The following is a 22199-nucleotide window of genomic DNA, read 5'->3' as shown; positions in this document are numbered from 1 at the left end:
TTGTCGGCCTCGCGGAGGATCTTGACCATCTGGTCTTCGGTGAATCGGGACTTGCGCATGGGCTCCTCGCTCTGTCGGGAGCCATCCTCTCAACTTTCAACTGGTCCGAAAATCACCCGGCAGGTCAACCCGCCAGAACGAGCGCACCGAGTCGGGCAGCAGGTCGGCGGGAATGGCGATGAACACCGCCGCCAGCACGCCCAGGGTCAGCGCGAACTCGAACAGCCAGCAGGTCCAGGTCAGCAGCGCGCCCTGCGCGTAGGCGGGACCGCCGACCACGCGCCGGCGCGCACGGCGTTGCGCGGCGGCGGTGCCTTCGAGCATGTCCACCGGCATCAGCAGCGAGCGGGCCAGCGAGAACCGGCGCCACAGCAGGTAGCTTGCCAGCGCGCCGCGACCGAACCGCCACTGCGCGCGCAGGACCTGCGCGGTGGTGGGGCTGGTGCCGAACACGCCGCGCGAGAGCACGTACAGCGGGATGCGGTCGAACGCCGGCTTGAGCCACCACAGCAGCACCGCCGCCAGCCAGAACAGGTCCGTCCACCAGGCCAGCGCGTTGAGCAGCGCCAGCACCGGCAGCGTGGCCAGCAGCCACGGCCGCCAGATCGCGCCGGCGTGGCGGCGCAGCAGCGCGGTGCCCAGTTCCATCGCTTCCCACGGGGAGCGCGGGCGCAAGGCGACGTCGAGGTCTTCAGGGCGCATCGGCGTCCTCCCCCGGGGGCGCGCCCTGGCCGCCGCGCCACAGCCAGCCGATCACCGCCAGCCACAGCACCGCCGACACGGCGTACTTGCCCCAGGCCGGGACCGACTGGGTCGAGGACCAGAACGCCTCGACGAACGCGGCCAGCAGCAGCATCACCGTGATTCCCAGGCACAGGCGCGCGCCGATGCGGCCGGCGTGCACCAGCGCGTCGCGGCGCCGGCGCCGCCCCGGCGCGACCAGGCCCAGGCCCAGGCGCAGGCCGGCGCCTCCGGCGATCACGATCGCGGTCAGCTCCAGCGGCGCGTGCCCGGCGACGAAGCGCCAGAACGGATCACCGTGCCCGATCGCCTGCAGGTGGCCGGCCACCGCACCGATGTTCACGCCATTGGCGATCAGCACCAGGATCGTGCCGACCCCGGCCAGCAGCCCACCGGCAAAGGTGCGCAGGCCGATGCTGATGTTGTTCATCACGTAGTGCCCGAACATCTGCCAGTCGCTGCCGGCGTCCCGGCCCAGCGCGTGGCGCGCGTCCGCGGGGTCGTACATGGCCTCGATCTGCGCGATCTGGCGCGGGTCGAGCACGTGGTGGACCAGTTCCGGCCGCCACTGCAGCAGCACGAACAGCCCGACCAGGGGCAGCGCGAACAGCGCCAGCGAAGCCCACATGCAGCCGGCCTGGCTGCGCACCAGCTGCGGGAAGCCGGCGACCAGGAATTCGGCGGCGCGACGCCAGCGTGGCGGCCGCGCGCGGTAGAGCACGGCGTGGCCGCGCTGCATCAGGCCCTGCAGCCGCTCCAGCAGCGGCGTGCTGTAGCCGCGGCGCCGCGCCAGCGCCAGTTGCTGGCACAGCCGCCGGTAACGCGCCGGCACCTCGCCGTCGTCCAGTCCGACCGGGGCCGTGCCGGGCCGGCGGCGGCCACCGTCGCCATGCGCCTGCAGCCACAGCTCGAAGGCGTCCCACTCGGCCCGGTGGCGGACGACGAACTGCTCCTGCTTCACCGGTCCGCTCCGCTTCGAGGCGACATCAGCGGCGCCCCAGCAGCCAGTTCGCGATCCCGTAAAGGCGGCGCACGCCCTCGCCGCCGGCGGTGCCGGTCAGCGGTTGCAGCAACGCGGCCAGCTCGGCCTGGCGCGCGGCCGACAGCCGCGGTGCACGCTCGCCGAAGGCGACGATCGCCGCCTGTTCGTCGGGCAACAGCGACTGGCCCGGCGCCTGCGGCGGCACCGGCGGCAGCACCGGATCGATGCGCCTCGGCGCCACGTGCACGACCAGCGTGTCGGCGACCAGGTCACCCAGGCGCCGGCCATGGCGGTCGCACAGGCAGGCGACCAGGCCGGTGGCGTAGGCGAACGGCAGCATGTCCACCGTCCGCATCAGGTTGCGCACCACCGCCGGCAGCCAGCCCACCGGTGCGCCGTCGCCGGCGACCACGCGCAGGCCCAGCGCGCGCTTGCCCGGGGTCTGGCCGTGCCAGGCCGCCTCCAGCACGATCGGATAGGCCCAGAACACCAGGAACAGCGCGACCAGGTACAGCCCTCCGCCCAGTCCGCCCAGCGCGCCGAGCACCATCGACAGCGCCAGCAGGATGGCCCCGCGCAGCAACAGGTCGATCAGCCAGGCCAGCGCGCGCGGCACCGGCCCGGCGGCCGGCAGGTGCAGGACCACGCCCTCGGGCGTGAGCACCTCGCGGTACGTGTCCAGCATGGCGACGGCCGGCGACGCGGTGGCCTGCACACCCCCGTGCCCGGCAACGGCCTGTAGCGGCATGCGTTCCCTCGTCGTTCTCCCCGGTCGCGACTTTAGCGGCCCGGCCACCCGCTTGCCCAGCGCATAGACTGTGCGCCATGGACACCCCACCGGCCTGCCGCAGCGGCTGCGCCGCCTGCTGCACGGCGCCCTCGATCAACTCGCCCATTCCCGGCATGCCCCAGGGCAAGCCGGCGGGCGTGCCCTGCGTGCAGCTGGACGAGGCATTGCGCTGCCGGCTGTTCGGCCGCCCGGAACGTCCCGCGTTCTGCGCGTCGCTGCGACCGGGCCCGGAGATGTGCGGCGGCAGCCGCGAGGCGGCGATGGCGATCCTGGCCGCGCTGGAAGCGGCGACTGCGCCCTGAGCGGAACAGGCAACGCGCTGCGTCGGCAGCCTGCAGCCGATCGGACCGGCAGTCGCAGCTCGGTACCGCCAGACGCCGGCAGCCCGCGCCGGACGGTCAGTCGCCGATGCCCAGGTAGCGATCCTTGAGCCGCACGTAGTGCGCGGCCGAGTAGTGCAGGCTTTCGATCTCGCGGTCGCTCAGCTTGCGGGCGAAACGGGCCGGGTTGCCCAGCCACAGCTCTGCCTCGCCGACCACCTTGCCGGGGCCCACCACCGCGCCGGCGCCGACGAAGCCGTATTTCTTCACCGTGGCGCCATCGAGGATGCAGGCGCCCATGCCGACCAGGCACAGGTCCTCGATCGTGCACGCATGGATGATCGTGCCGTGGCCGACGGTGACGTCGGCGCCGATCAGGGTCGGATGCCCGGCCCGGTTGAACGGGCTGTGGTGGCTGACGTGGACGATGGTGCCGTCCTGGATGTTGGTGCGTTCGCCGACGCGGATGTAGTTGACGTCGCCGCGCAGCACGCAGCCCGGCCAGACCGAGGCATCGTCGGCCAGTTCGACGTCGCCGATGACGGTGGCGGCGGGGTCGACGTAGACACGCGCGCCCAGGCGTGGGGCCTGGTCGAGATAGGGTCGCAAGGGGGGGAATCCGGCCATGGCCCATTGTATTGAATTCCCCTCCATGGCTGGCCGTAGACTGCGGCGATGACGACCTCCGCCACTGCCGCCACCGCCGCCGCGAACGCGGCGATCACCGCAGCCAACGCCGCGATCACGGCGGCTACCGCCACCGGGCGCGCCGTCGGCGACGGCGGCGATGGCGGGCCGCAGCAGGAGCCGGTGACCTCCGTCGACGCCCTTCGGCCCGCGTTGCGGCAGCTGCGCGAGGCCTGGCAGGCCCACCCGCCCGGCTACGCGCAGCGTCGCGACGACCTGCGCCGGTTGCGCGCCGCGCTCAAGCGGCGCCTGACGGAAATGGCCGAGGCGGTCGCGGCCGACTTCGGCCACCGCTCGCACGACGAAAGCCTGCTCGCCGACGGCATGACCGTGCTGACGGCCATCGACCACCTGCTCGGGCACCTGCGCGGCTGGATGAAGCCGCGCCGGGTCGGCGCCGGCTGGCGGCTGTGGCCGGCGCGCGCGCAGCTGCGCCCCATGCCACTGGGCGTGGTCGGGGTGATTTCGCCGTGGAACTACCCGGTCAACCTGGCGCTGATCCCGCTGGCCACCGCGATCGCCGCCGGCAACCACGTGTTCCTCAAGCCCTCCGAACATACGCCGCGCACCACCCGCTTCCTGCATTCGCTGCTGGCCGAGGTCTTTCCGGCCTCGCGCGTGGCCGTGGCCGAGGGCGGTGCCGACCTGGCCGGTGCGTTCGCCGCGCTGCCGTTCGACCACCTGGTGTTCACCGGCTCCACCGCGGTCGGACGCAAGGTCATGGCCGCCGCCGCGGCGAACCTGACCCCGCTCACCCTGGAGCTGGGCGGCAAGTCGCCGGCGATCGTCTGCGCCGACTATCCGCTCGACCGCGCTGCCGCGCGCCTGGCCACGGGCAAGTGGTTCAACGCCGGGCAGACCTGCATCGCGCCCGACTACGTCCTGCTGGTCGGACCGGAACGGCGCGATGCGCTGGTGCGCGAACTGCGGACGCAGGTCGCCGAGCGCTACGGCGGCCTGGGCGACGGCGCGCGCGACTACAGCCGCATCATCAACGACGGCCAGTTCGCCCGGCTGCAGGGCTATCTCGACGAGGCCCGCGCGCGCGGCTGCGAGGTGCTGCCGCTGGCCGACCTGCACGACCCGGCGCAGCGCCTGTTCGCGCCGGTGCTGGTGCTCGATCCGCCCGACGACCTGGCGCTGATGCGCGAGGAGATCTTCGGCCCGGTCCTGCCGCTGCGCTGCGTGGATTCGCTCGACGCGGCGATCGCTTTCATCAACGCGCGCGACCGGCCGCTGGCGCTGTATCCCTTCAGCCACGACCGCGGCCAGGTCGAGGCGATCCTGCGCGCCACCGTGGCCGGCGGCGTGACCGTCAACGACACGCTGCTGCACTTCGCCGCCGAGAACCTGCCCTTCGGCGGCGTCGGCGCCAGCGGCATGGGCGCCTACCACGGCCGCGCCGGCTTCGATGCGATGACCAAGGCCGTGCCGGTGCTGTGGCAGGCTCGGCGCAGCGCCACCGACCTGCTGCACCCGCCGTATCCGCGCATCCGCCGGATGATCGACCTGCTGCTGCGCTGAGCCGGCGCCGCGTGCGGGCGCGGGGCTATGCTATGCGCCCGACCCCACGCGCATCGGCTCCATGAAGATCGCCAGCTGGAACGTCAATTCGCTCAACGTGCGCCTGCCGCACCTGGAACAGTGGCTGCGCGCGTTCGGCCCCGACGTGGTGGGGCTGCAGGAAACCAAGCTCGAGGACCACAAGTTTCCGGACACGGCGCTGGCCGGGCTCGGCTACCGCAGCGTGTTCTCAGGCCAGAAGACCTACAACGGCGTGGCGATCCTGTCGCGCGAGGAACCGCGCGACGTCGTCGTCGGCGTGCCCGGCTTCGAGCACGAGCACCGGCGGGCGATCAGCGCCACGATCGGCGACCTGCGCATCGTCAACCTGTACGTGGTCAATGGCCAGGACGTCGGCACCGAGAAGTACGAGCTGAAGCTGCAGTGGCTGGCCGCGGTGCACGCCTGGCTGCGCGAGGAAGCGCGCGCGCATCCGCGGCTGGTGGTGCTGGGCGATTTCAACATCGCCCCGGACGAACGCGACGTGCACGACCCGGCGGTGTGGAACGACACCCACATCCTCACCTCGGCGCCCGAGCGCGCCGCGCTGGCCGACCTGCTCGCCACCGGCCTGCACGACGGCTACCGCCTGCTGCACGAGGAGGGCGGGGTGTTCAGCTGGTGGGATTACCGGCAGGCCGCCTTCCGTCGCAACCTGGGCCTGCGCATCGACCTGACCCTGGTGTCGGAGGCCCTGCGGCCGCAGCTCGCGGCGGCCGGGATCGATCGCGAACCGCGGACCTGGGAGCGTCCCAGCGACCATGCCCCAGCCTGGATCGAGCTGGCGCGGTGAGCGCGCGCGGGGTGGAGTGGCACCGGGCGGCGCCGGTGGAACGGGCCCTTCGCACGAGGCGTCGGGCCGCTGTAAAAGCGGAGGCCCGGCAAGCCGGGCCCCGCCATCCCCTGTCCGGTATTGGCCTCAGCGCACCCGGCCGCGCGTGAACAGGTTGACGATCGCCAGCAGGATGACCGCACCGACGATCGAGAACAGGAAAGTACGGATGGTGATGGCCTCGTTGATGCCGCCACCGAAAATCCAGCCGGCCAGCACCGCGCCGACGATGCCCACCACGATGTTGAGCAGGATGCCCTGCTGTGCGTCGCGCCTCATGAGCAGGCTGGCCAGCCAGCCGACGATGCCGCCCACGATCAACCAGATGATGATACCCATGCTCTCGCTCTCCTCGGTTTTTCCACGGAATCCATCCCGCCTCGCAGGATGTGCCGGGACATCAGACGCGCGGGGGCGTGAAGCGACCGTATATCCGTGCGCGGGCATCGGCCGGGGCCGCTGAGCATGCAGCCGGAAACGCAGCAGTGGCGGTTCGGCCCGGTGGACGTGATGGCACTGCCGCACGTACCGGGCCTGCGCGGCGAGCCGCAGGTGCGCGACCGGCTCGCGCGCTGGCTGGGCGATCCACAGGCACCGCCGCCACTGGCACGCGATGAATGGGGACGGCCGCGCTTGCTGGCGCCGTACCAGGACCGCGATGCCGGCTGGAGCCACAGTGGCGAGCAGCTGCTGCTGGCGGTGGGACGCGACGTGGTCCTGGGCGTGGACCTGGAGCGCTTGCGCCCGCGCCCGCGCGCCCTGGAACTGGCGACGCGCTTCTTCGCGCCGGCCGAGGCCCGGCGGTTGCAGGCACTCGCGCCGGCCGTGCGCGAGGCCGCATTCCTGCGCCTGTGGTGCGCCAAGGAGGCGCTGCTCAAGGCGCACGGCCGCGGCCTGGCGTTCGGACTGCACCGGCTGGAATTCAGCGGCGCCGACGACTCCGTCGAAGCGCCGCTGCGCCTGCTGGCGTGCGATCCGGCACTGGGCGACCCGGCGCACTGGCAACTGCAGGAGTGGGAGCCGCAGCCGGGCTACCGCGCCGCCCTCGCCTGGCGCCCGCGCTCCCCGTAGGAGCCAGTCTCCATCGGCGACCCTTTTCCGCCGGAAGCCCGACGGTCCAGGGGCCCCTTGCGTGGCCAGCTTTCGCAACTTGCCATGGGCTGCAGCCGGCGCGTCGAGCCGCCCGCAGCCGAAGCGGAAATTCCGGCGCAGCCGCCGGCGCGGGGCGTCGGGTCGCCGGTGGCGATCGAGCTTCGTGCAGGACGCGCTCCGGCCAACGCAGGCCATCGGCGATACTTCCTCCCATGGACACCCCCTTCTCCCCCGCCCTGCGCCAGCGCCTGGACGATGGCCTGGCCACGCTGGGCCTGGACCGCGCACTGGCCGTGCCGCTGCTCGACTACCTGGCGCTGCTGCTGCGCTGGAACCGCACCTACAACCTCACCGCGATCCGCGATCCGGACGAGATGGTCGTCCGCCACCTGCTCGATTCGCTGGCGATGCAGCCTTACGTGCAGCCCGGCGCGCTCGCCGACCTGGGCACCGGGCCGGGCCTGCCGGGCATTCCGCTGGCGATCGCCCGCGCCGATGTGCAGGTCACCCTGGTGGAGAGCAACGGCAAGAAGGCCCGGTTCCTGCGCGAGGCGGTGCGTCAGCTCAAGCTCGGCAATGCCCGGGTCGCCGAAGCGCGCGCCGAGGCGGTCGACGAGCCGGGCGCCTACGCCCAGATCACCGCCCGCGCGATGGACACCCTGGCCGGGATCCTCGAGGTCGGCGGGCACCTGCTGGCCCCCGGCGGACGCCTGCTGGCGATGAAAGGCGTGAACCCGGTCGAGGAAATCGCCGCGTTGCCGCCCGGCTGGACCGCGCTGGCGGTGCATCCGCTGGCCGTGCCGGGTCTGGGCGCGGAGCGGCACCTGGTCGAGGTGGGACGAGGGCCGTGAAATCCGCATAATGGCCCGTTCCGGACCCTGGGCGGTCCCGCACCGAGGCAGCTCCCGCATGGCCCGCATCATCGCCATCGCCAACCAGAAGGGCGGCGTCGGCAAGACCACCACGGCCGTCAACCTGGCCGCCGGCCTGGCCCGCGCGCCCAAGCGGGTGCTGCTGGTGGACCTGGATGCCCAGGGCAACGCGACCATGGGCAGCGGGGTGGACAAGCGCGAACTGGACGCTTCGACCTGCGACGTGCTGCTGGGCGAGCGCGACGCGCGCTCGATCCGGGTCACCACCGCCGAAGGCTTCGACCTGCTGCCCGGCAACATCGACCTGACCGCCGCCGAGATCCAGCTGATGGAGCTCGACGGCCGCGAGCAGAAGCTCAAGGAAGCGCTGGAGCCGCTGCGCGGCGACTATGACTTCATCATCATCGACTGCCCGCCGGCGCTGTCGCTGCTGACCCTCAATGCGCTGACCGCCGCCGACTCGGTGATCGTGCCGATGCAGTGCGAGTACTACGCACTGGAGGGGCTGAGCGCGCTGATGGAGACCATCGAGGCGCTGCGCCAGCGCCTCAACCCGGGCCTGGAGATCGAAGGCGTGCTGCGGACCATGTTCGACGTGCGCAACAACCTGGCCAACGCCGTGTCGGCCGAATTGACCGACCACTTCGGCGATCGCGTGTTCCGCACCATCGTGCCGCGCAACGTGCGCCTGGCCGAGGCGCCCAGCCATGGCCAGAGCATCGTCGGCTACGACGCCGCCTCGCGCGGCGGCGTGGCCTACCTGGGCCTGGCCGGCGAGGTGATCCGCCGCCAGACCGAGCGCGAACGCGGCGCCAGCCGCCCGCATCCGGCGGAGGTGGCGTGATGAGCACGGCCAAGAAACGCGGCCTGGGCCGCGGGCTGGAGGCGCTGCTCGGCCCGAAGGGCGCCGCCACCGCCACCGCGCCGGCGCAGGTCGAGCAGCCGCAGCCGGGCGACGTGCTGCGCACCCTGCCGGTGGCGCAGCTGCAGCCGGGCAAGTACCAGCCGCGCAAGGACATGGACCCGGACAAGCTCGAGGAGCTGTCGGCCTCGATCCGTGCCCAGGGCGTGATCCAGCCGATCGTGGTGCGCGAGCTGGCGCCGGGCCAGTACGAGATCGTCGCCGGCGAGCGCCGCTGGCGCGCCTCGCAGCTGGCCGGGCTGAGCGAGGTGCCGGTGGTCCTGCGCGAGCTGGACGACCGCACCGTCATCGCCATGGCGCTGATCGAGAACATCCAGCGCGAAGACCTCAACCCGCTGGAAGAGGCCCAGGCCCTGCAGCGGCTGATCGACGAGTTCTCGCTGACCCACGCCGAGGCCGCCGCCGCGGTCGGCCGCTCGCGCGCGGCGGTGTCCAACCTGCTGCGCCTGCTCGACCTGCCGCCGGCGATCCGCGCCCTGGTCGAGGCGCGCCGGCTGGAGATGGGCCACGCCCGCGCCCTGCTGACCCTGTCGCCCGAACTGGCCAGCAAGCTGGCCTACGAGGCGGCCGAGAACGGCTGGTCGGTGCGCGAGGTCGAGCACCGGGCCCAGCAGTTCGCGGCCGGCAAGGTGCCGTCGGGCGGCGGCGCGGCGCGCAAGCCGGGCGCCGCGCGTGTGCAACAGCCGGACATCGCCACGCTGGAGACCGAGCTGTCCGAATCGCTCGGCACCAAGGTCGCCATCGCCCACGGCAAGGGCGGCAAGGGCAAGCTGGTCATCCACTACACCGACCTGGATACGCTCGACGGCGTGCTGGAACGGCTGCGCCCGCGGCAGGGCTGAACCCGGTGTAGCGCAGGCGCAACGGGCGATTCCCTGTTCATCCGGCGCTTGCGACAATGCCGGCAGCTGCCACGGGCTCCCCCATGACCGTCCTCGTCACAGGCGCCGCCGGCTTCATCGGCGCCTACACCTGCCAGGCCCTGGCCGCACGCGGCGAGCGTGTGGTCGGCCTGGACAACCACAACGATTACTACGATCCGCAGCTCAAGCGCGACCGGGTCGCCGCGCTCTGCCCGGGCCTGGACATCCGCCACCTCGACCTGGTCGACCGCGACGGCATGGCCGCGCTGTTCGACGAAGTCCGCCCCGACCGCGTCGTCCACCTGGCCGCGCAGGCCGGCGTGCGTTATTCGCTGCAGAACCCGCATGCCTACGTCGCCAGCAACCTCGACGGCTTCGTCAACGTGCTCGAACTGTGCCGGCACCGCGGCATCACCCACCTGGTCTACGCATCCAGCAGCTCGGTTTACGGCGACTCGGCCACCCCGCCGTTCTCCGAGGACCAGCGCATCGACCGGCCACGCTCGCTGTACGCGGCGACCAAGGCCGCCAACGAGCTGATGGCCTACACCTACGCCCAGCTGTACGGGCTGCGCGCCACCGGCCTGCGCTTCTTCACCGTGTACGGCCCCTGGGGCCGGCCGGACATGGCGCCACTGCTGTTCTCGCGCGCGGTGCTGGCCGGGCGGCCGATCGAGGTGTTCAACCACGGCCGCATGCGCCGCGACTTCACACATGTTTCCGACATCGTCGACGGCATCCTGGGCGCGCTCGACCGGCAGGCGGGCGGCGCAGGCGTGCCGCACGAGGTGTTCAACCTCGGCAACCACACGCCGGTCGAGCTCGAGCGCTTCATCGCCGTGATCGAACAGGCGGCCGGCCGGCCCGCGCTCAAGGAGTACCGCCCGATGCAGCCCGGCGACATGGTCGAGACCATGGCCGACACCTCGCGGGCGCACGCGGCGTTCGGTTTCGACCCGCGCACCCCGATCGAAGCCGGCCTGCCGCCGGTCGTGCACTGGTGCCGCGACTACTTCGGCGACGCGGCCTGAACCACATCCCCTCCCCTTCGCAAGCGACGCCATGAACCCACCCGAGCTTTCCGTCGTCGTCCCGGTGTTCAACGAACGCGACAACATCCCCCCGCTGGTGGGCGAGATCGTCGCCGCCCTGCGCGGCCGCGCCGCGTTCGAGATCGTCTATGTCGACGACCATTCGAAGGACGACTCCCTCGCCGTGCTGCAGTCCCTCAAGGCGCAGGTGCCGGAGCTGCGCGTGCTGCACCATGCCAGCCAGAGCGGGCAGAGCACGGCCGTGCGCAATGGGGTCAAGGCCGCGCGCGGGGCGTGGATCGCCACCCTCGACGGCGACGGCCAGAACGACCCGGCCGACATCCCGAAGCTGATGGCCGCCCGCGATGCCGCCGCGCCGGAGGTCAAGCTGTTCGCCGGCTGGCGCGTGGACCGGCGCGACTCCGGCTCCAAGCGCTGGGCCAGCCGCTGGGCCAACGCGATCCGCGCGCGGATGCTGCGCGACGACACCCCCGACACCGGCTGCGGGATCAAGCTGTTCGAACGCGCGGTGTTCCTCGACCTGCCGTACTTCGACCACATGCACCGCTACCTGCCGGCGCTGGTCCAGCGCGCGGGCTGGAAGACGGTCAGCGTGCCGGTCGCGCACCGGCCGCGCACCACCGGCGTGTCCAAGTACAACAACCTGGGCCGGGCGCTGGTCGGCATCCGCGACCTGCGCGGGGTGGCCTGGCTGATCACCCGCAGCCGCCGCACGGCGGTGGAGGAGCGCTGAGATGGAGGCAGGGCTGTTCGACCTGAACCGGCAGCTGGAATGGCTGGCCTGGAGCGGCTTGCACGTCACCGGCTGGAAGCTGATCGGCTATACCGGTGCGTTGATGTTCGGTGCGCGCTGGCTGGTGCAGTTCGTCGCCACCCGGCGCGCCGGCCGGCCGGTGATCCCGCGCCTGTTCTGGTACATGAGCGTGGTCGGCAGCGTGATGACGCTGAGCTACTTCCTGTTCTCGGCGAAGCAGGACTCGGTGGGCGTGCTGCAGAACCTGTTCCCGACCTTCGTCGCCCTGTACAACCTCATGCTCGACATCCGCCATCGCGGCTGGCGGCGCGACCGCGGCACGCACTAGCTAGTCGCCGCGGCGCGAACCGCGCACCTTGCGACGGATGAACACCGCCAGGGCGATGCCCAGGCCGAACATGACCAGGCTGCCGCCGATGGCAAGCCAGCCGACGGGTTCGAGCAGGATTTCCCGCAGTATGGGGTGCATTTCGTTGGCCCTCCGGACGATGGCCCGACCATATCGCCCGTACGCATGCGCGCATTGATTGCGATCAACGGGGGCCGCGCGCTGCGCATGCATGCAGGTCCGCGGCACCCGAACCGCGCGATCCGCCGGTAGCGACGCGACCGCGGTCACGGGCCCTCACGACTTTCGGGCCATGGGCCCGGATGCATGGGGATGGGATCATCGGGGCCTGCCCGCCTGCACCGACCTTCCATGATCCGTCCCCTGGCCGTCGCCCTCCTGCTCGCCCTGTCCCTGCCCACAGCGATCGCGGCGCATGCCGGGCCGCCCGTCGCAGCCACCGCCAACGAGGTCGACGCCCGCTTCGAGGCGATCTACGGCAAGGAATGGACCTGGCGCCAGGCGCAGAACGGCCTGGGCGACGAGGACAGCGTCGCCGAGGAAGGCAACCTCAATCCGCGCCTGCCGGACGTTTCGGCCGCGGCGCAGCAGGCGCGCCTGGACGTCTGGAGCGACGTGCTGCGCCAGCTCGATGCGCTGGACACCGCACAACTGTCGGAAGCCAACCGGATCAACCTGGCGATCTACCGTGCCCAGGTCCAGGACCTGGCCGACGACGTCCGCCTGCGCGGCTACCAGATGCCGTTCAACTCGGACAGCTCGTTCTGGTCCAACCTGAACTTCATGGCCCGCCGGCCGATGCAGACCGCGGCCGCATATCGCGCCTACATCGCACGCCTCCACGACGTCCCGCGCTACTTCGACCAGCAGGTGGCGAACATGCGCGACGGCCTGGCGCGCGGCTTCAGCGTGCCGCGCCCGGTGCTGGAGGGACGCGAAGGTTCGATCGCCGCGGTCGCCGACCTGGAGGACCCGGCCGCATCGGCGCTGTATGCGCCGTTCAAGGACCTGCCGGCGCGGATCCCCACCGCCGAACAGCAGGCGCTGCGCGAAGCGGCGCGGGCGGCGATCGCCGAGTCGGTGATCCCGGCTTTCGCGCGCCTGCGGGTGTTCTTCCACGACGAATACGTGCCACGGGCCCGCACCACCCTGGCAGCCAGCGCGATGCCCGACGGCAAGGCCTGGTACCGCCAGCAGATCCGCCGCTACACCACGCTGGACCTGACCCCGCAGCAGATCCACCGCATCGGCCTGGACGAAGTGGCGCGGATCCAGGGCGAGATGGACGCCATCATCGACCAGCTCGGCTTCGAGGGCGGCAGCGAGGCGACCCGGTTCCAGGACTTCCTGCGCTTCCTGCGCACCGACCCGCAGTTCTACGTGGCCGAGCCGCAGCAGCTGCTCGACCGTGCCGCCTGGATCTCCAAGCGCGTGGACGGCCAGATCGGGCGCTACATCGGCACCCTGCCGCGCGGCCGCTTCACCATCGTGCCGGTGCCCGACGACATCGCCCCGTTCTGGACCGCCGGCCGCGGCGGCCTGGGCACCTACTGGGTCAACACCTACGACCTGCCCTCGCGGCCGCTGTACAACCTGCCGGCGCTGACCCTGCACGAGTCCTCCCCCGGCCACGCGCTGCAGGCGGCGCTGAGCCAGGAGCAGGAGGCGCTGCCGGCGTTCCGCCGCGACAGCTACATCTCCGCCTATGGCGAGGGCTGGGCGCTGTACACCGAGAAGCTGGGCAAGGAGATGGGCATCTACGAGACGCCGTACGAGGACTTCGGCCGGCTGACCTACGAGATGTGGCGGGCCAGCCGCCTGGTGATCGACACCGGCATCCACCACTACGGCTGGAGCCGCGACCGGGCCCTGGCCTACCTGCGCGAGCGCACCGCCCTGTCCGAGCACGAGATCACCACCGAGGTCGACCGCTACATCTCCTGGCCCGGCCAGGCGCTGAGCTACAAGCTGGGCGAGATCGCCATCGTCGGCCTGCGCGCCCGGGCCGAGGCCGAGCTGGGCGAGCGCTTCGACATCCGCGCCTTCCACGACGCCATCCTGGCCGAGGGCTCGGTGCCGCTGCCGGTGCTGGAGGCGCGGATCGGCGCCTTCATCGATGCGGCCAGGGCCGGCGAGCCCGCTGGCGGGTCGCCCCGGGCGCCCTGAAGCACGGCCAGCCGGCCTGCGTCCGGGCGGGATTCCCGGTTGCAATCAGCCACTTGCCCCGGCATAATGCGCGGCTCGCTGTGTCCGGCCCGTCCGGATCGGCGGCCCGGGAGCGCGATCCGGGGCCGCCACAACGGTCGAATCCCTTCCCGCATCGCGTACGGCCCATCCCGCCTTTGCCAGGCAACGGGGGAAAGGCCGCGGGGCCGCCGTCTCCCGGGCTATGGGCGACACCAGACCTTTCGAGGTGCGTATGTCCCGCGTTTGCCAAGTTACCGGCAAGGGCGTGCAGACCGGCAACAACGTCTCGCACGCAAACAACAAGACCCGCCGCCGTTTCCTCCCCAACCTGCACGAGCGCCGCTTCTGGGTGGCCTCCGAGAACCGTTGGGTGAAGCTGCGTGTTTCCACCGCTGCCCTGCGCACCATCGACAAGAACGGCATCGACTCCGTTCTGGCCGAGCTGCGCGCGCGCGGCGAGAAGATCTGAGGAGTAATCGACCATGGCTTCCAAGCGCGACAAGATCCGCCTGATCTCCTCGGCCGGCACCGGCCACTTCTACACCACCGACAAGAACAAGAAGAACACGCCCGGCAAGATGGAGATCAAGAAGTACGATCCGACCATCCGCAAGCACGTGATCTACAAGGAAGGCAAGATCAAATAAGCCTTCCGGCTGCCGGGCCCGCGCCCGGTTCGATCCGCAAAGCCCGCCTCCAGGCGGGCTTTTGCGTTGTGGCGCCGGCGGCGCGGTTTCCGGGCAGAATCGGGGCTCCCGCCCCGAACCGGCCGCGCCATGGACTACTGGACGCTCGGCACCACCCTGCTGGCACTGGACTGGAGCATCCGCCTGGCCGCGCTGTGGTGGATCCCCAGCCGCTCGGTGCCCGCCGCGGCGCGCAGCTGGCTGCTGCTGGTGTTCTTCCTGCCGCTGCTGGGCCTGCCGCTGTACCTGCTGGTCGGCCAGCCGTGGATCTCGAGGCAGCGCCGCCGGCGCCAGGACCAGGCCTCGGCGGCGATCCGTGAGGGCCAGTTGCCGCAGCGCGCGTTGCGCTGGGAGCCGCCGCCGACCGGGCCTGCCGCGGAAACGGTGCCGCTGGTGGAGCGGATGGGCGACTTCATGCCGGTGCGCGGCAACGCGGTCGAACTGCTCGACGACTACGACGGCTCGATCTCCGCGCTCATCGCCGACATCGACGCGGCGCGCGAGCGCGTGCACCTGCTGTACTACCTGATGTTCGACGACGCGGTCGGCGCCGCGGTGGCCGATGCGCTCAGGCGCGCGGCCGGCCGTGGCGTGCGCTGCCGGGTGCTGCTCGACGCGGTCGGCGCCAAGCGCGGCTACAGGCGCTTCGCCGCGCCCTTGCGCGCGGCCGGCGTGGACGTGCACCGGATGATGCCCGGCGGCCTGCGCTGGCGGCGCAGCAGCCGCATGGACCTGCGCAACCACCGCAAGATCGCGGTGATCGACGACCACGTGGGCTACGTCGGTTCGCAGAACCTGGCCGACGCGGTGTTCGTCCCCGGCCATCCGAACCGCGAGCTGGTCGCGCGCGCGCGCGGGCCGATCGTCTCGCACATGGAGGCCGTGTTCGCCAGCGACTGGTACCTGGAGACCGGCGAGACGCTCGAGGTCTCGCCGCTGCGCCCGGTGCACGCCGACGACGTGGCCGCGCAGCTGCTGCCCAGCGGTCCGGCCTATCCGTTCGGCAACGCGGGCGAGACCGTCAACTCGCTGATCCACCTGGCCCAGCACCGGCTGGTCCTGACCACGCCGTACTTCGTCCCCGACGACGCGACCATGAGCGCGTTGCGCATTGCCGCGCTCTCCGGGGTGGACGTGCAGCTGATCCTCTCGGCGACCAACAACAAGCGCCTGCTGCTGCTGGCGCAGCAGTCCTATTACGAGGAGCTGCTCGAGGCGGGGGTCCGGATCGCGCTGTACCAGCCGCATTTCATGCACGCCAAGCACCTGAGCGTGGACGACTCGGTCGCACTGGTCAGTTCGATCAACCTGGACATCCGCTCGTTCGCGCTGAACGCCGAGATCGGCCTGCTCTGCTACGACGCGCGCGTGGTGGCGCGGATGCACGAGATCGAGGCCGATTACCTGTTGCACTCGGAGATGCTGTCGCTGGACCAGTGGCGCCGGCGGCCGTCCTGGCGGCGCAGCCTAGAAGGGCTCTCGCGCCTGGCCGATTCGTTCATGTAGTCCCGCCGCCGCGGGGCCGACCGGTAGAATCGTCCGCATGCAGTCCGGTTTCGACATCGCGATCGTCGGTGGAGGCGCCTCCGGCACCTTGGCCGCGATCCAGTGCCTGCGACGGGCCGCCTCGCCGCTGCGGATCGTCCTGTTCGAGCCGGGCGGGCGACCTGGCCGCGGCGTGGCCTACTCGACCGAACGTCCCGAGCATCTGCTCAACGTGCCGAGCGGGCGGATGAGCGCGTTCGCCGACCGGCCCGACGACTTCCTCGACTGGCTGGCGGCGCGCCCCGGCCACGCCGGTAGCGGCCGGGAAGCACTGGCGCGCGGCTATGCGCCGCGGCGCGACTATGCGGCCTACCTGGCCGATCGCCTGGAAGCCGCACGCGCGGCCAGCGTCGCCACGCTGGAGGTGGTGCCGCAACGGATCGCCACGCTGCAACGCCGGCACGACACCTGGCGGCTGGAATGGCCGGGCGGGCAGGCGGAGGCGACCCGCGTGCTGCTCGCCGCCGGCAACGCGCCGCGGCCACTGCCGGTGCGCGGGTCCGGTTCGCTCGCGCGGCCGCGCCTGGTCGATGCCTGGGACTATGCCGGGGTCGCCACGATCGACGCCGCCGCGGACGTGTGCATCGTCGGCACCGGCCTGAGCATGGCCGACGCGGTGGTGACGCTGGCCGCCAACGGCCATCGTGGCCAGGTCCACCTGCTGTCGCGCCATGGGCTGCTGCCGCTGTCGCACGCATGCACGCACGAAGTACACGCGTTCGAGGTGGACGCGCTGCATCCGCTGGGCACGCGCGAACGGCTGCGCGCACTGCGCCGGCAGATGCGCGCCGCCGCAGCGCATGGCCTGCCATGGCAGGCGGTGATGGAGCGGGTGCGGCCGCATGGCCAGGCGCTGTGGCGTTCGCTGCCGGCGGCCGAGCAGCGCCGCTTCCTGCGCCATGCGGCACGCCACTGGGACATCCACCGGCACCGGGTCGCCCCGGCGGTGCATGCGGTGCTGCAGGACCTGCGCGAAGCCGGCCGCCTGCACCTGCACCGCGCGCGGCTGGACATGGCGCTGGCCGGCGAGCGCTGCGTGCAGCTCACCGCGCGCACCCGCAACGGCGGCCTGCTGGCGCTGGACGTGGACCACGTCATCAATGCCACCGGCCTGGAAATGCGCGTGCAGGCCATGCGCAACCCGTTGCTCGACCAGCTGCTCGGCGATGGCCATGCATGCGCGGGCGCGCATGGCATCGGCCTGGCCACGGACCGGGAAGGCCGGATGCTCGACGCCACCGGCGATGCGCAGGACGACCTGCGCGTGATCGGCAGCCTGCGCGTGGGCGAGGCCTGGGAGAGCATCGCCATCCCCGAACTGCGCGTGCAGGCCGAAGCCATTGCCCGCGACTGGCTCGGCGACGACCCCGCCGCACCCCCCGTGTAGGAGCCGATCCTCATCGGCGACACCGAGGTGGATGCCAGATCGACTTCCGCTGGCCTGCCCGTGCCTTATGCAAAGGCGATGCCCGCAATGCTGCTCGCGCGCACGCTGGCGGTCGCCGCGCCTGCGCCGACCCTACACCAGCGCCGCCAACGCCTGCGCCAACTGCTCCTCCGGCGCCAGTGCGACCGCCAGCGCGGTGACATCCGCTTCGCCGCGCGGATCCTCGAGTGCGTCGAACTGGCTGTCGAGCAGCGACACCGGCATGTAGTGGCCGCTGCGTGCGCGCATGCGCTCGGCGATCAGCGACGCATCGCCCTCCAGGAACAGGAAACGCATCGGCAGTCCGGTGGCGCGCAGCAGGTCGCGGTGGCCGCGGCGCAGTCCCGAGAAGGCGAGGGTGACCCGTTCGCCCGCGGCGACCCGCCGCCGCAGCTCCGCGGCGATGCGCTCGACCCACGGAACCCGCATCGCGTCGGTCAGCGGCCGGCCGCTGGCCATCCATGCCCGCGCCTCGTCGCTGTGGAAGTCGTCCGCGTCCAGGAACGTCGCCGTCCAGGCAGCGGCCAGCGCGCGCGCCAGGGTGGTCTTGCCGCTTCCCGACACGCCCATCACCACGGCCACGGCTGCGGTTCCGCTCATGCCGGCAGTTCCACCCGCACCCGGTAGCGGCGCCCGGCCTCGACCGAGGGCAGGCGGCCGCCGGCGAGCAGCGCGCCGCCGACCCACACCCGCGCTTCGGTCGCGTCGGCGACGCGCTCGATCTCGACCTCGAACTCGGCGCCGCGGAACCGCCGCCACGCCGACGCACGCGTCCAGTGCGACGGCAGCTGGGGTTCGATGCGCAGGCCCGCACCATCACCGCGCAGGCCGAACAGACGCTCCACCAGGCAGCGGTAGAGCCAGGCCGCGGTGCCGGTGTTGAACAGCTGGCTGGAGCGGCCGGCGGTGCGCGGATGCAGGCGCCAGGCACCGCGGTAGTAGTTGGGCACGAACACCGGCAGCTGGCCGCGCTGCACGCACTCGGCCGCATCCGGCCAGGTCAGCATCGCGCGCAGCACCTGCCAGGCCCGGTCGGCCTCGCCCACGTGGTACAGGCTGTGCAGGTAGAACGCGGCGGCATGGTTGTACACGGCGCCGTTCTCGGCCGAGCCGGGGAACTTCTGGGTCAGCCGGCCGACATCGTCGCGCATGCCGGTGTAGGGCGGATCGAGCATCGCCACGCCGTGCGGCGAGACCAGCTGCGCATCGACCGCGGCCAGCAACCGCCCGCGCCGTTGCGGATCGGCCGCGCCGCTGAGCATCGCCCAGCTCTGCGGGTTGAGGTAGATGCGACCCTCGGCATCGGCGGCCACGCCGAAGGCGACGCCATCGTCGGTGATGCCGCGGCCGTACCAGTCGCCGTCCCACAGGTGGGCGTTCATCGCGTCGTTGAACGCCTGTGCGCCCTGCCGGAACTCCGCGGCCTCCGCCGCGCGCCCGCGGCGCGCGCAGATGTCCGCCCACAGGCCGAGCGCATGCGCGCTGGCCAGCGACAGCCAGCCGGAGACCCCGCGCCCCTGCCAGCCGACCATGTTCATCGGATCGCACCAGTCGCCCTGGGCGATGAAGCTCAGCCCGCGCTCGTCGCGCTGCCGCAGCAGCCATTGCATGGCCTGGTCAATCCGCTCGGCCACGCTGGCGCCGCGGCCATCGCGGTCGACCACCGGTTCGTCGAGCAGGGCGTCGTCGCCGGTTTCGTCCAGGTACGCCTGCAGGCACACCGGCAGCCACACGCAATGGTCGGTATGCGGCACCTGGTTGATGTACTTCAGCTCCGCGCCTTCCACGAGCAGGATGCCGTCGGGCATCGCGCCGCTGGCTTCCTGCTGCGACAGCGCATGCAGGATGGCCGCGCGCGCCGTGGCCGGGCGCAGGTAGGCCATGCCCATGTGGTCCTGCAGGTAGTTGCGCGTCTGCGGGTCGGTGGTCAGGCGGTTGGAATCGCCGTGGTAGTAGACCTGGCGGGGCAGCCAGTGGTTGGCGAAACCGTCGAACCACGGATCGGGCGTGCGGATGCGCAGGCAGCCACGGCCTTCGTCCAGGTAGGAGGCCGTGGCGGCGGCGGCCTCGGCGAAATCGCGCGCGGACAGGTGGCGCGCGCGCAGCGCGGCGACCTGCGCGTCGTCGCGCGCCGGCGCGAACACGAAGCGGTACTCCTGCTCTTCGCCCGGCTCCAGCGCCACCCGGTACTGCAGCGCCGCCACCGGCGTCTCGTACAGGGCATCGCCGCAGGACAGGCGCTCCTGCCCGGTGATCGCATCGGGCGCGTGCAGCCCGCCTTCGCCCTCGAACGCAGCCTGGTTGGCTTCCCAGGCATCAGGCATGCGCTCGGCGACCAGCACGGTGCGGTCGAGGAAATCGCGCTGGCGGAAGTAGTCGGCGACCTTCTGGTAGGGGGTGACGCTTTGGCAGACGATCGCGCCCAGGTCGGCGCGCCAGGCGCCGGACTGGTTCATCCACGACATGTAGCCGACCGGGAAGTACGGATACAGGCTGAGCCGGCGGGTACGCCTGGAACGGTTGCGCACGCGCAGCGTCCACAGCTCGGCCACGTCATCGGCGGCCAGCAGCACCGCCAGTTCCACCTCGATGCCATCGCACGCCACCGTCCACGCCACGTCGCCCGTGCCGACCGAGAACGCGAAACTGTCGGGTGCGCGGTTGACCGGCGCATGCGGCGCGGAGAACAGCAGCGGCCCGTCCTCGTCCTTGACGTAGCAGAAGCGCCCCGGGTGGTGGGCGTAGTACGGCTGCTCCGGCTGCATGAAGGTCCTGGCTTCCAGCGTCGGCGCATGCGCGTACTTGGCCGGTTCGGGTTGCATGAACTGCGCGGTGGCGTAACCCCGGCAGTTGAGCTGGAGCAGCATGCGCCGGTTCCACAGGAACGTGGACGCCTGCGGCATGGCGGTGGGGCTGTCGAGCACGACGCGCTGCCCGTCGGCCTCGAACCTGCAGGGCGCGGCGCTCATGCCGCCGCCTCGCGCCGCGCGCGCAGGTCCGACTGGATCCGGGCCAGGGCCGGGTCGTCGAGCGGATAGAACCGCATCACCCAGGCCGCCAGCAGCGCCACCACGCCCGGGACCACGGTCAGCAACAGCACGATCCCCAGCCGCGAGGCATCGCTCTGCGCCTGGTTGGCGACGTAGCCCATTGCCGCCAGGCCCCAGGCGATCAGCGCCGACGCCAGCGCACCGCCCAGCTTCTGCGAGAAGGTCGCCGCGGCGAAGGTCATCGCGGTGGCCCGCCGCCCGGTCTTCCACTCGGTGTAGTCGGCGCAGTCGGCGTACATGGAGAACGCCAGCGGCGACTTCGGACCGAGCAGCAGCCCGATCGCGAAGTTGAGCACCAGCAGCGCGCCGATGGCGTCGCGCGGGACGAAGTACATCGCGCAGCTGAGCACGCCGACGCCGGCCATCAGCCAGGCCAGTAGCCGCTTCTTGTCGGCGAACCGGGTGAGCAGCGGCGTCGACGCCGCGCCGATCGCCAGCGCGATCGAGTAGCTGCCGAGGAAGGCGCCGGTCAGTTCCGGCCGCTCGACGTGGTACTTGAGGAAGTACACCAGCGAGCCGCTGCGCATGACGATGGTGACCATGATGATCAGCGCGAGCGCGAACAGGACCAGCCAGGGCCGGTTGTGCAGCAGGTCCAGCAGGTCCTGCCGCACGGGCGTGCGCTGCGCCTGGCGCGGCGGTTCGATGCGTTCGCGCGTGGACAGGAACACCGTGGCGAAGCAGGCGATCGCGACCAGCCCGTACAGGCCCTGGGTCAGCTGCCAGCCCAGGGCCTCGTCGCCGCGGCCGAGCAAGCGCACCAGGTCCAGGGTCAGCCAGTTCACCACGGTGGTGCCGGCGAACGCGGCGATGAAGCGGAAGCTGATCAGGGTGGTGCGCTGCTGGCTGTCGGCGGTCATCACGCCCGACAGCGCCGAGTACGGCATCGCCAGCACCGTATAGGCCAGCATCATCAGGCTGAAGGTGGCATAGGCCCACAGCAGGCGGCCGCCGCCCTCCAGGCCCGGCACGGTCCAGGTGAGCACGCCGGCCACCGCCAGCGGCAGCGCACCCCACAGCATCCATGGCCGGAAGCGGCCCCAGCGCGTGCTCGTCCGGTCGGCGAGGGCGCCCATGAGCGGATCGGTGACCGCGTCGAACATCTTGGTCACCAGCAGCATGGTGCCGACCGCCGCCGCGGCCAGGCCCATGACGTCGGTATAGAAGATCAGCAGGAACGCGGAGATGTTGGCCCAGTAGAGGTTGAAGCCGAAATCGCCGATGCCGTAGCCGGCCTTCTCGCGCAGCGGCAGGCGCGGATCGCCGTCGCCCTTCCCTGGATGCGTCGTAGTGGCCGTGCCGTCGTGCTGCATGCGCTTCGCCCCTGCGGTGGCGCGCGCATTGGCGGGCCACCGGGCCCACCCGGCGTGGCGCCTGGTTCGACATCAGGGGCGAGCTTGCCGCCGCTGGCGCGTGCAGGCAAGCGCGCCGGCGGACGCCACGACCATGCGCCGCAGTACACTCGCAGGCCCCGGGTGAGGGAGGG

Annotated in this window: 24 protein-coding genes; 15 read left to right on the top strand and 9 right to left on the bottom strand. The window is 71.8% G+C overall.

Annotated features, from left to right (window positions below; translation table 11 throughout):
• Positions 1-96 precede the first annotated feature (96 nt).
• The 3 genes from CSC66_RS04340 to CSC66_RS04330 are packed head-to-tail and all read right to left on the bottom strand — an operon-like array spanning position 97 to position 2408.
• Positions 97-702, bottom strand: a complete 606-nt coding sequence (locus CSC66_RS04340) for a hypothetical protein (RefSeq protein WP_162376145.1) — start codon at positions 700-702, stop codon at positions 97-99.
• Positions 692-1702: a stage II sporulation protein M gene (locus tag CSC66_RS04335; protein WP_162376144.1), complete on the bottom strand. Its 1011-nt coding sequence runs from the start codon at positions 1700-1702 to the stop codon at positions 692-694. Before CSC66_RS04335 ends, CSC66_RS04340 begins: the two co-directional genes overlap by 11 nt.
• 25 nt (positions 1703-1727) lie before the next feature.
• On the bottom strand, positions 1728-2408 hold the full coding sequence (locus CSC66_RS04330; protein ID WP_162376173.1) for an RDD family protein: 681 nt from the start codon (positions 2406-2408) through the stop codon (positions 1728-1730).
• A 140-nt stretch (positions 2409-2548) separates the two neighbouring features.
• Here CSC66_RS04330 and CSC66_RS04325 point away from each other — a divergent pair, with 140 nt between their 5' ends.
• On the top strand, positions 2549-2815 hold the full coding sequence (locus CSC66_RS04325) for a YkgJ family cysteine cluster protein (protein ID WP_162376143.1): 267 nt from the start codon (positions 2549-2551) through the stop codon (positions 2813-2815).
• A 96-nt stretch (positions 2816-2911) separates the two neighbouring features.
• Here the strand turns inward: CSC66_RS04325 and CSC66_RS04320 are convergent, their stop codons facing one another.
• A complete protein-coding gene (locus CSC66_RS04320; RefSeq protein ID WP_162376142.1) occupies positions 2912-3460 on the bottom strand; it encodes a gamma carbonic anhydrase family protein in 549 nt (182 codons plus the stop codon).
• Positions 3461-3508: 48 nt separating this feature from the next.
• Between CSC66_RS04320 and CSC66_RS04315 the strand changes: the two genes are divergently transcribed.
• Together CSC66_RS04315 and xth are read left to right on the top strand one after the other, a co-directional pair.
• Positions 3509-5044 carry a coniferyl aldehyde dehydrogenase gene (locus tag CSC66_RS04315; RefSeq protein WP_162376141.1) on the top strand — a complete coding sequence of 512 codons (1536 nt, stop codon included), beginning with the start codon at positions 3509-3511 and terminating at the stop codon, positions 5042-5044.
• Positions 5045-5105: 61 nt separating this feature from the next.
• Positions 5106-5876: an exodeoxyribonuclease III gene (xth, locus tag CSC66_RS04310; RefSeq protein ID WP_162376140.1), complete on the top strand. Its 771-nt coding sequence runs from the start codon at positions 5106-5108 to the stop codon at positions 5874-5876.
• A 126-nt stretch (positions 5877-6002) separates the two neighbouring features.
• Here the strand turns inward: xth and CSC66_RS04305 are convergent, their stop codons facing one another.
• A complete protein-coding gene (locus CSC66_RS04305; protein ID WP_162376139.1) occupies positions 6003-6254 on the bottom strand; it encodes a GlsB/YeaQ/YmgE family stress response membrane protein in 252 nt (83 codons plus the stop codon).
• A 126-nt stretch (positions 6255-6380) separates the two neighbouring features.
• On the opposite strand from CSC66_RS04305, the gene CSC66_RS04300 reads away from it, so the two are divergent.
• The 7 genes from CSC66_RS04300 (at position 6381) to CSC66_RS04270 (ending at position 11798) form a co-directional block, all read left to right on the top strand.
• Positions 6381-6986, top strand: a complete 606-nt coding sequence (locus tag CSC66_RS04300) for a 4'-phosphopantetheinyl transferase family protein (RefSeq protein ID WP_162376138.1) — start codon at positions 6381-6383, stop codon at positions 6984-6986.
• A 233-nt stretch (positions 6987-7219) separates the two neighbouring features.
• On the top strand, positions 7220-7858 hold the full coding sequence (rsmG, locus tag CSC66_RS04295) for a 16S rRNA (guanine(527)-N(7))-methyltransferase RsmG (RefSeq protein ID WP_162376137.1): 639 nt from the start codon (positions 7220-7222) through the stop codon (positions 7856-7858).
• 58 nt (positions 7859-7916) lie between these two features.
• On the top strand, positions 7917-8723 hold the full coding sequence (locus CSC66_RS04290; RefSeq protein WP_162376136.1) for a ParA family protein: 807 nt from the start codon (positions 7917-7919) through the stop codon (positions 8721-8723).
• A complete protein-coding gene (locus CSC66_RS04285) occupies positions 8723-9643 on the top strand; it encodes a ParB/RepB/Spo0J family partition protein (RefSeq protein ID WP_162376135.1) in 921 nt (306 codons plus the stop codon). Before CSC66_RS04290 ends, CSC66_RS04285 begins: the two co-directional genes overlap by 1 nt.
• An 83-nt stretch (positions 9644-9726) precedes the next feature.
• Positions 9727-10695, top strand: coding sequence for an NAD-dependent epimerase/dehydratase family protein (locus CSC66_RS04280; RefSeq protein WP_162376134.1), 969 nt, complete (start codon positions 9727-9729; stop codon positions 10693-10695).
• 31 nt (positions 10696-10726) lie between these two features.
• A complete protein-coding gene (locus CSC66_RS04275; protein ID WP_162376133.1) occupies positions 10727-11449 on the top strand; it encodes a glycosyltransferase family 2 protein in 723 nt (240 codons plus the stop codon).
• Position 11450: 1 nt separating this feature from the next.
• Entirely contained in the window at positions 11451-11798 is a 348-nt protein-coding gene (locus tag CSC66_RS04270; protein ID WP_162376132.1) for a lipid-A-disaccharide synthase N-terminal domain-containing protein, read from the top strand.
• Here the strand turns inward: CSC66_RS04270 and CSC66_RS04265 are convergent, their stop codons facing one another.
• The gene (locus CSC66_RS04265) at positions 11799-11939 is read right to left on the bottom strand and encodes a hypothetical protein (protein ID WP_162376131.1); all 141 of its coding nucleotides are present in this window, start codon (positions 11937-11939) and stop codon (positions 11799-11801) included.
• 231 nt (positions 11940-12170) lie between these two features.
• On the opposite strand from CSC66_RS04265, the gene CSC66_RS04260 reads away from it, so the two are divergent.
• The 5 genes from CSC66_RS04260 to CSC66_RS04240 all read left to right on the top strand — a co-directional run bounded on the left by CSC66_RS04260 (position 12171) and on the right by CSC66_RS04240 (position 17624).
• On the top strand, positions 12171-13985 hold the full coding sequence (locus CSC66_RS04260; protein WP_162376130.1) for a DUF885 domain-containing protein: 1815 nt from the start codon (positions 12171-12173) through the stop codon (positions 13983-13985).
• 253 nt (positions 13986-14238) lie between these two features.
• A complete protein-coding gene (rpmB, locus tag CSC66_RS04255) occupies positions 14239-14475 on the top strand; it encodes a 50S ribosomal protein L28 (protein WP_162376129.1) in 237 nt (78 codons plus the stop codon).
• A 13-nt stretch (positions 14476-14488) separates the two neighbouring features.
• Positions 14489-14653: a 50S ribosomal protein L33 gene (gene rpmG, locus CSC66_RS04250; RefSeq protein ID WP_013536507.1), complete on the top strand. Its 165-nt coding sequence runs from the start codon at positions 14489-14491 to the stop codon at positions 14651-14653.
• A gap of 129 nt (positions 14654-14782) precedes the next feature.
• On the top strand, positions 14783-16198 hold the full coding sequence (gene cls / locus CSC66_RS04245) for a cardiolipin synthase (RefSeq protein ID WP_162376128.1): 1416 nt from the start codon (positions 14783-14785) through the stop codon (positions 16196-16198).
• A gap of 37 nt (positions 16199-16235) precedes the next feature.
• On the top strand, positions 16236-17624 hold the full coding sequence (locus CSC66_RS04240; RefSeq protein ID WP_162376127.1) for an FAD/NAD(P)-binding protein: 1389 nt from the start codon (positions 16236-16238) through the stop codon (positions 17622-17624).
• 132 nt (positions 17625-17756) lie between these two features.
• Here the strand turns inward: CSC66_RS04240 and CSC66_RS04235 are convergent, their stop codons facing one another.
• The 3 genes from CSC66_RS04235 to CSC66_RS04225 are packed head-to-tail and all read right to left on the bottom strand — an operon-like array spanning position 17757 to position 22026.
• Complete coding sequence (locus tag CSC66_RS04235; RefSeq protein WP_238394263.1) at positions 17757-18263, bottom strand: gluconokinase; 507 nt, start codon at positions 18261-18263, stop codon at positions 17757-17759.
• Positions 18260-20632: a GH36-type glycosyl hydrolase domain-containing protein gene (locus CSC66_RS04230; RefSeq protein WP_162376126.1), complete on the bottom strand. Its 2373-nt coding sequence runs from the start codon at positions 20630-20632 to the stop codon at positions 18260-18262. Before CSC66_RS04230 ends, CSC66_RS04235 begins: the two co-directional genes overlap by 4 nt.
• Complete coding sequence (locus CSC66_RS04225) at positions 20629-22026, bottom strand: MFS transporter (protein ID WP_162376125.1); 1398 nt, start codon at positions 22024-22026, stop codon at positions 20629-20631. The genes CSC66_RS04230 and CSC66_RS04225 overlap by 4 nt, the downstream gene beginning before the upstream one ends.
• Between the last annotated feature and the right edge of the window lie 173 nt (positions 22027-22199).

Origin of the sequence: Pseudoxanthomonas kaohsiungensis (assembly GCF_010211765.1) — a bacterium.
GTDB lineage: Bacteria > Pseudomonadota > Gammaproteobacteria > Xanthomonadales > Xanthomonadaceae > Pseudoxanthomonas > Pseudoxanthomonas kaohsiungensis.
The sequence above is the reverse complement of the archived record's forward strand: the minus strand, read 5'-3'. Positions and strand labels throughout refer to the sequence as shown.

Excerpts from the sequence above, each read along its gene's own strand:
- rpmG (WP_013536507.1), top strand. The coding sequence starts at position 14,489 with ATGGCTTCCAAGCGCGACAAGATCCGCCTGATCTCCTCGGCCGGCACC.
- CSC66_RS04260 (WP_162376130.1), top strand. The coding sequence starts at position 12,171 with ATGATCCGTCCCCTGGCCGTCGCCCTCCTGCTCGCCCTGTCCCTGCCC.
- CSC66_RS04315 (WP_162376141.1), top strand. The coding sequence starts at position 3,509 with ATGACGACCTCCGCCACTGCCGCCACCGCCGCCGCGAACGCGGCGATC.
- CSC66_RS04230 (WP_162376126.1), bottom strand. The coding sequence starts at position 20,632 with ATGAGCGCCGCGCCCTGCAGGTTCGAGGCCGACGGGCAGCGCGTCGTG.
- cls (WP_162376128.1), top strand. The coding sequence starts at position 14,783 with ATGGACTACTGGACGCTCGGCACCACCCTGCTGGCACTGGACTGGAGC.
- CSC66_RS04235 (WP_238394263.1), bottom strand. The coding sequence starts at position 18,263 with ATGAGCGGAACCGCAGCCGTGGCCGTGGTGATGGGCGTGTCGGGAAGC.
- rsmG (WP_162376137.1), top strand. The coding sequence starts at position 7,220 with ATGGACACCCCCTTCTCCCCCGCCCTGCGCCAGCGCCTGGACGATGGC.
- CSC66_RS04290 (WP_162376136.1), top strand. The coding sequence starts at position 7,917 with ATGGCCCGCATCATCGCCATCGCCAACCAGAAGGGCGGCGTCGGCAAG.
- CSC66_RS04285 (WP_162376135.1), top strand. The coding sequence starts at position 8,723 with ATGAGCACGGCCAAGAAACGCGGCCTGGGCCGCGGGCTGGAGGCGCTG.
- rpmB (WP_162376129.1), top strand. The coding sequence starts at position 14,239 with ATGTCCCGCGTTTGCCAAGTTACCGGCAAGGGCGTGCAGACCGGCAAC.
- CSC66_RS04225 (WP_162376125.1), bottom strand. The coding sequence starts at position 22,026 with ATGCAGCACGACGGCACGGCCACTACGACGCATCCAGGGAAGGGCGAC.
- CSC66_RS04240 (WP_162376127.1), top strand. The coding sequence starts at position 16,236 with ATGCAGTCCGGTTTCGACATCGCGATCGTCGGTGGAGGCGCCTCCGGC.
- CSC66_RS04300 (WP_162376138.1), top strand. The coding sequence starts at position 6,381 with ATGCAGCCGGAAACGCAGCAGTGGCGGTTCGGCCCGGTGGACGTGATG.
- xth (WP_162376140.1), top strand. The coding sequence starts at position 5,106 with ATGAAGATCGCCAGCTGGAACGTCAATTCGCTCAACGTGCGCCTGCCG.
- CSC66_RS04265 (WP_162376131.1), bottom strand. The coding sequence starts at position 11,939 with ATGCACCCCATACTGCGGGAAATCCTGCTCGAACCCGTCGGCTGGCTT.
- CSC66_RS04325 (WP_162376143.1), top strand. The coding sequence starts at position 2,549 with ATGGACACCCCACCGGCCTGCCGCAGCGGCTGCGCCGCCTGCTGCACG.
- CSC66_RS04280 (WP_162376134.1), top strand. The coding sequence starts at position 9,727 with ATGACCGTCCTCGTCACAGGCGCCGCCGGCTTCATCGGCGCCTACACC.
- CSC66_RS04330 (WP_162376173.1), bottom strand. The coding sequence starts at position 2,408 with ATGCTGGACACGTACCGCGAGGTGCTCACGCCCGAGGGCGTGGTCCTG.
- CSC66_RS04340 (WP_162376145.1), bottom strand. The coding sequence starts at position 702 with ATGCGCCCTGAAGACCTCGACGTCGCCTTGCGCCCGCGCTCCCCGTGG.
- CSC66_RS04305 (WP_162376139.1), bottom strand. The coding sequence starts at position 6,254 with ATGGGTATCATCATCTGGTTGATCGTGGGCGGCATCGTCGGCTGGCTG.
- CSC66_RS04320 (WP_162376142.1), bottom strand. The coding sequence starts at position 3,460 with ATGGCCGGATTCCCCCCCTTGCGACCCTATCTCGACCAGGCCCCACGC.
- CSC66_RS04275 (WP_162376133.1), top strand. The coding sequence starts at position 10,727 with ATGAACCCACCCGAGCTTTCCGTCGTCGTCCCGGTGTTCAACGAACGC.
- CSC66_RS04270 (WP_162376132.1), top strand. The coding sequence starts at position 11,451 with ATGGAGGCAGGGCTGTTCGACCTGAACCGGCAGCTGGAATGGCTGGCC.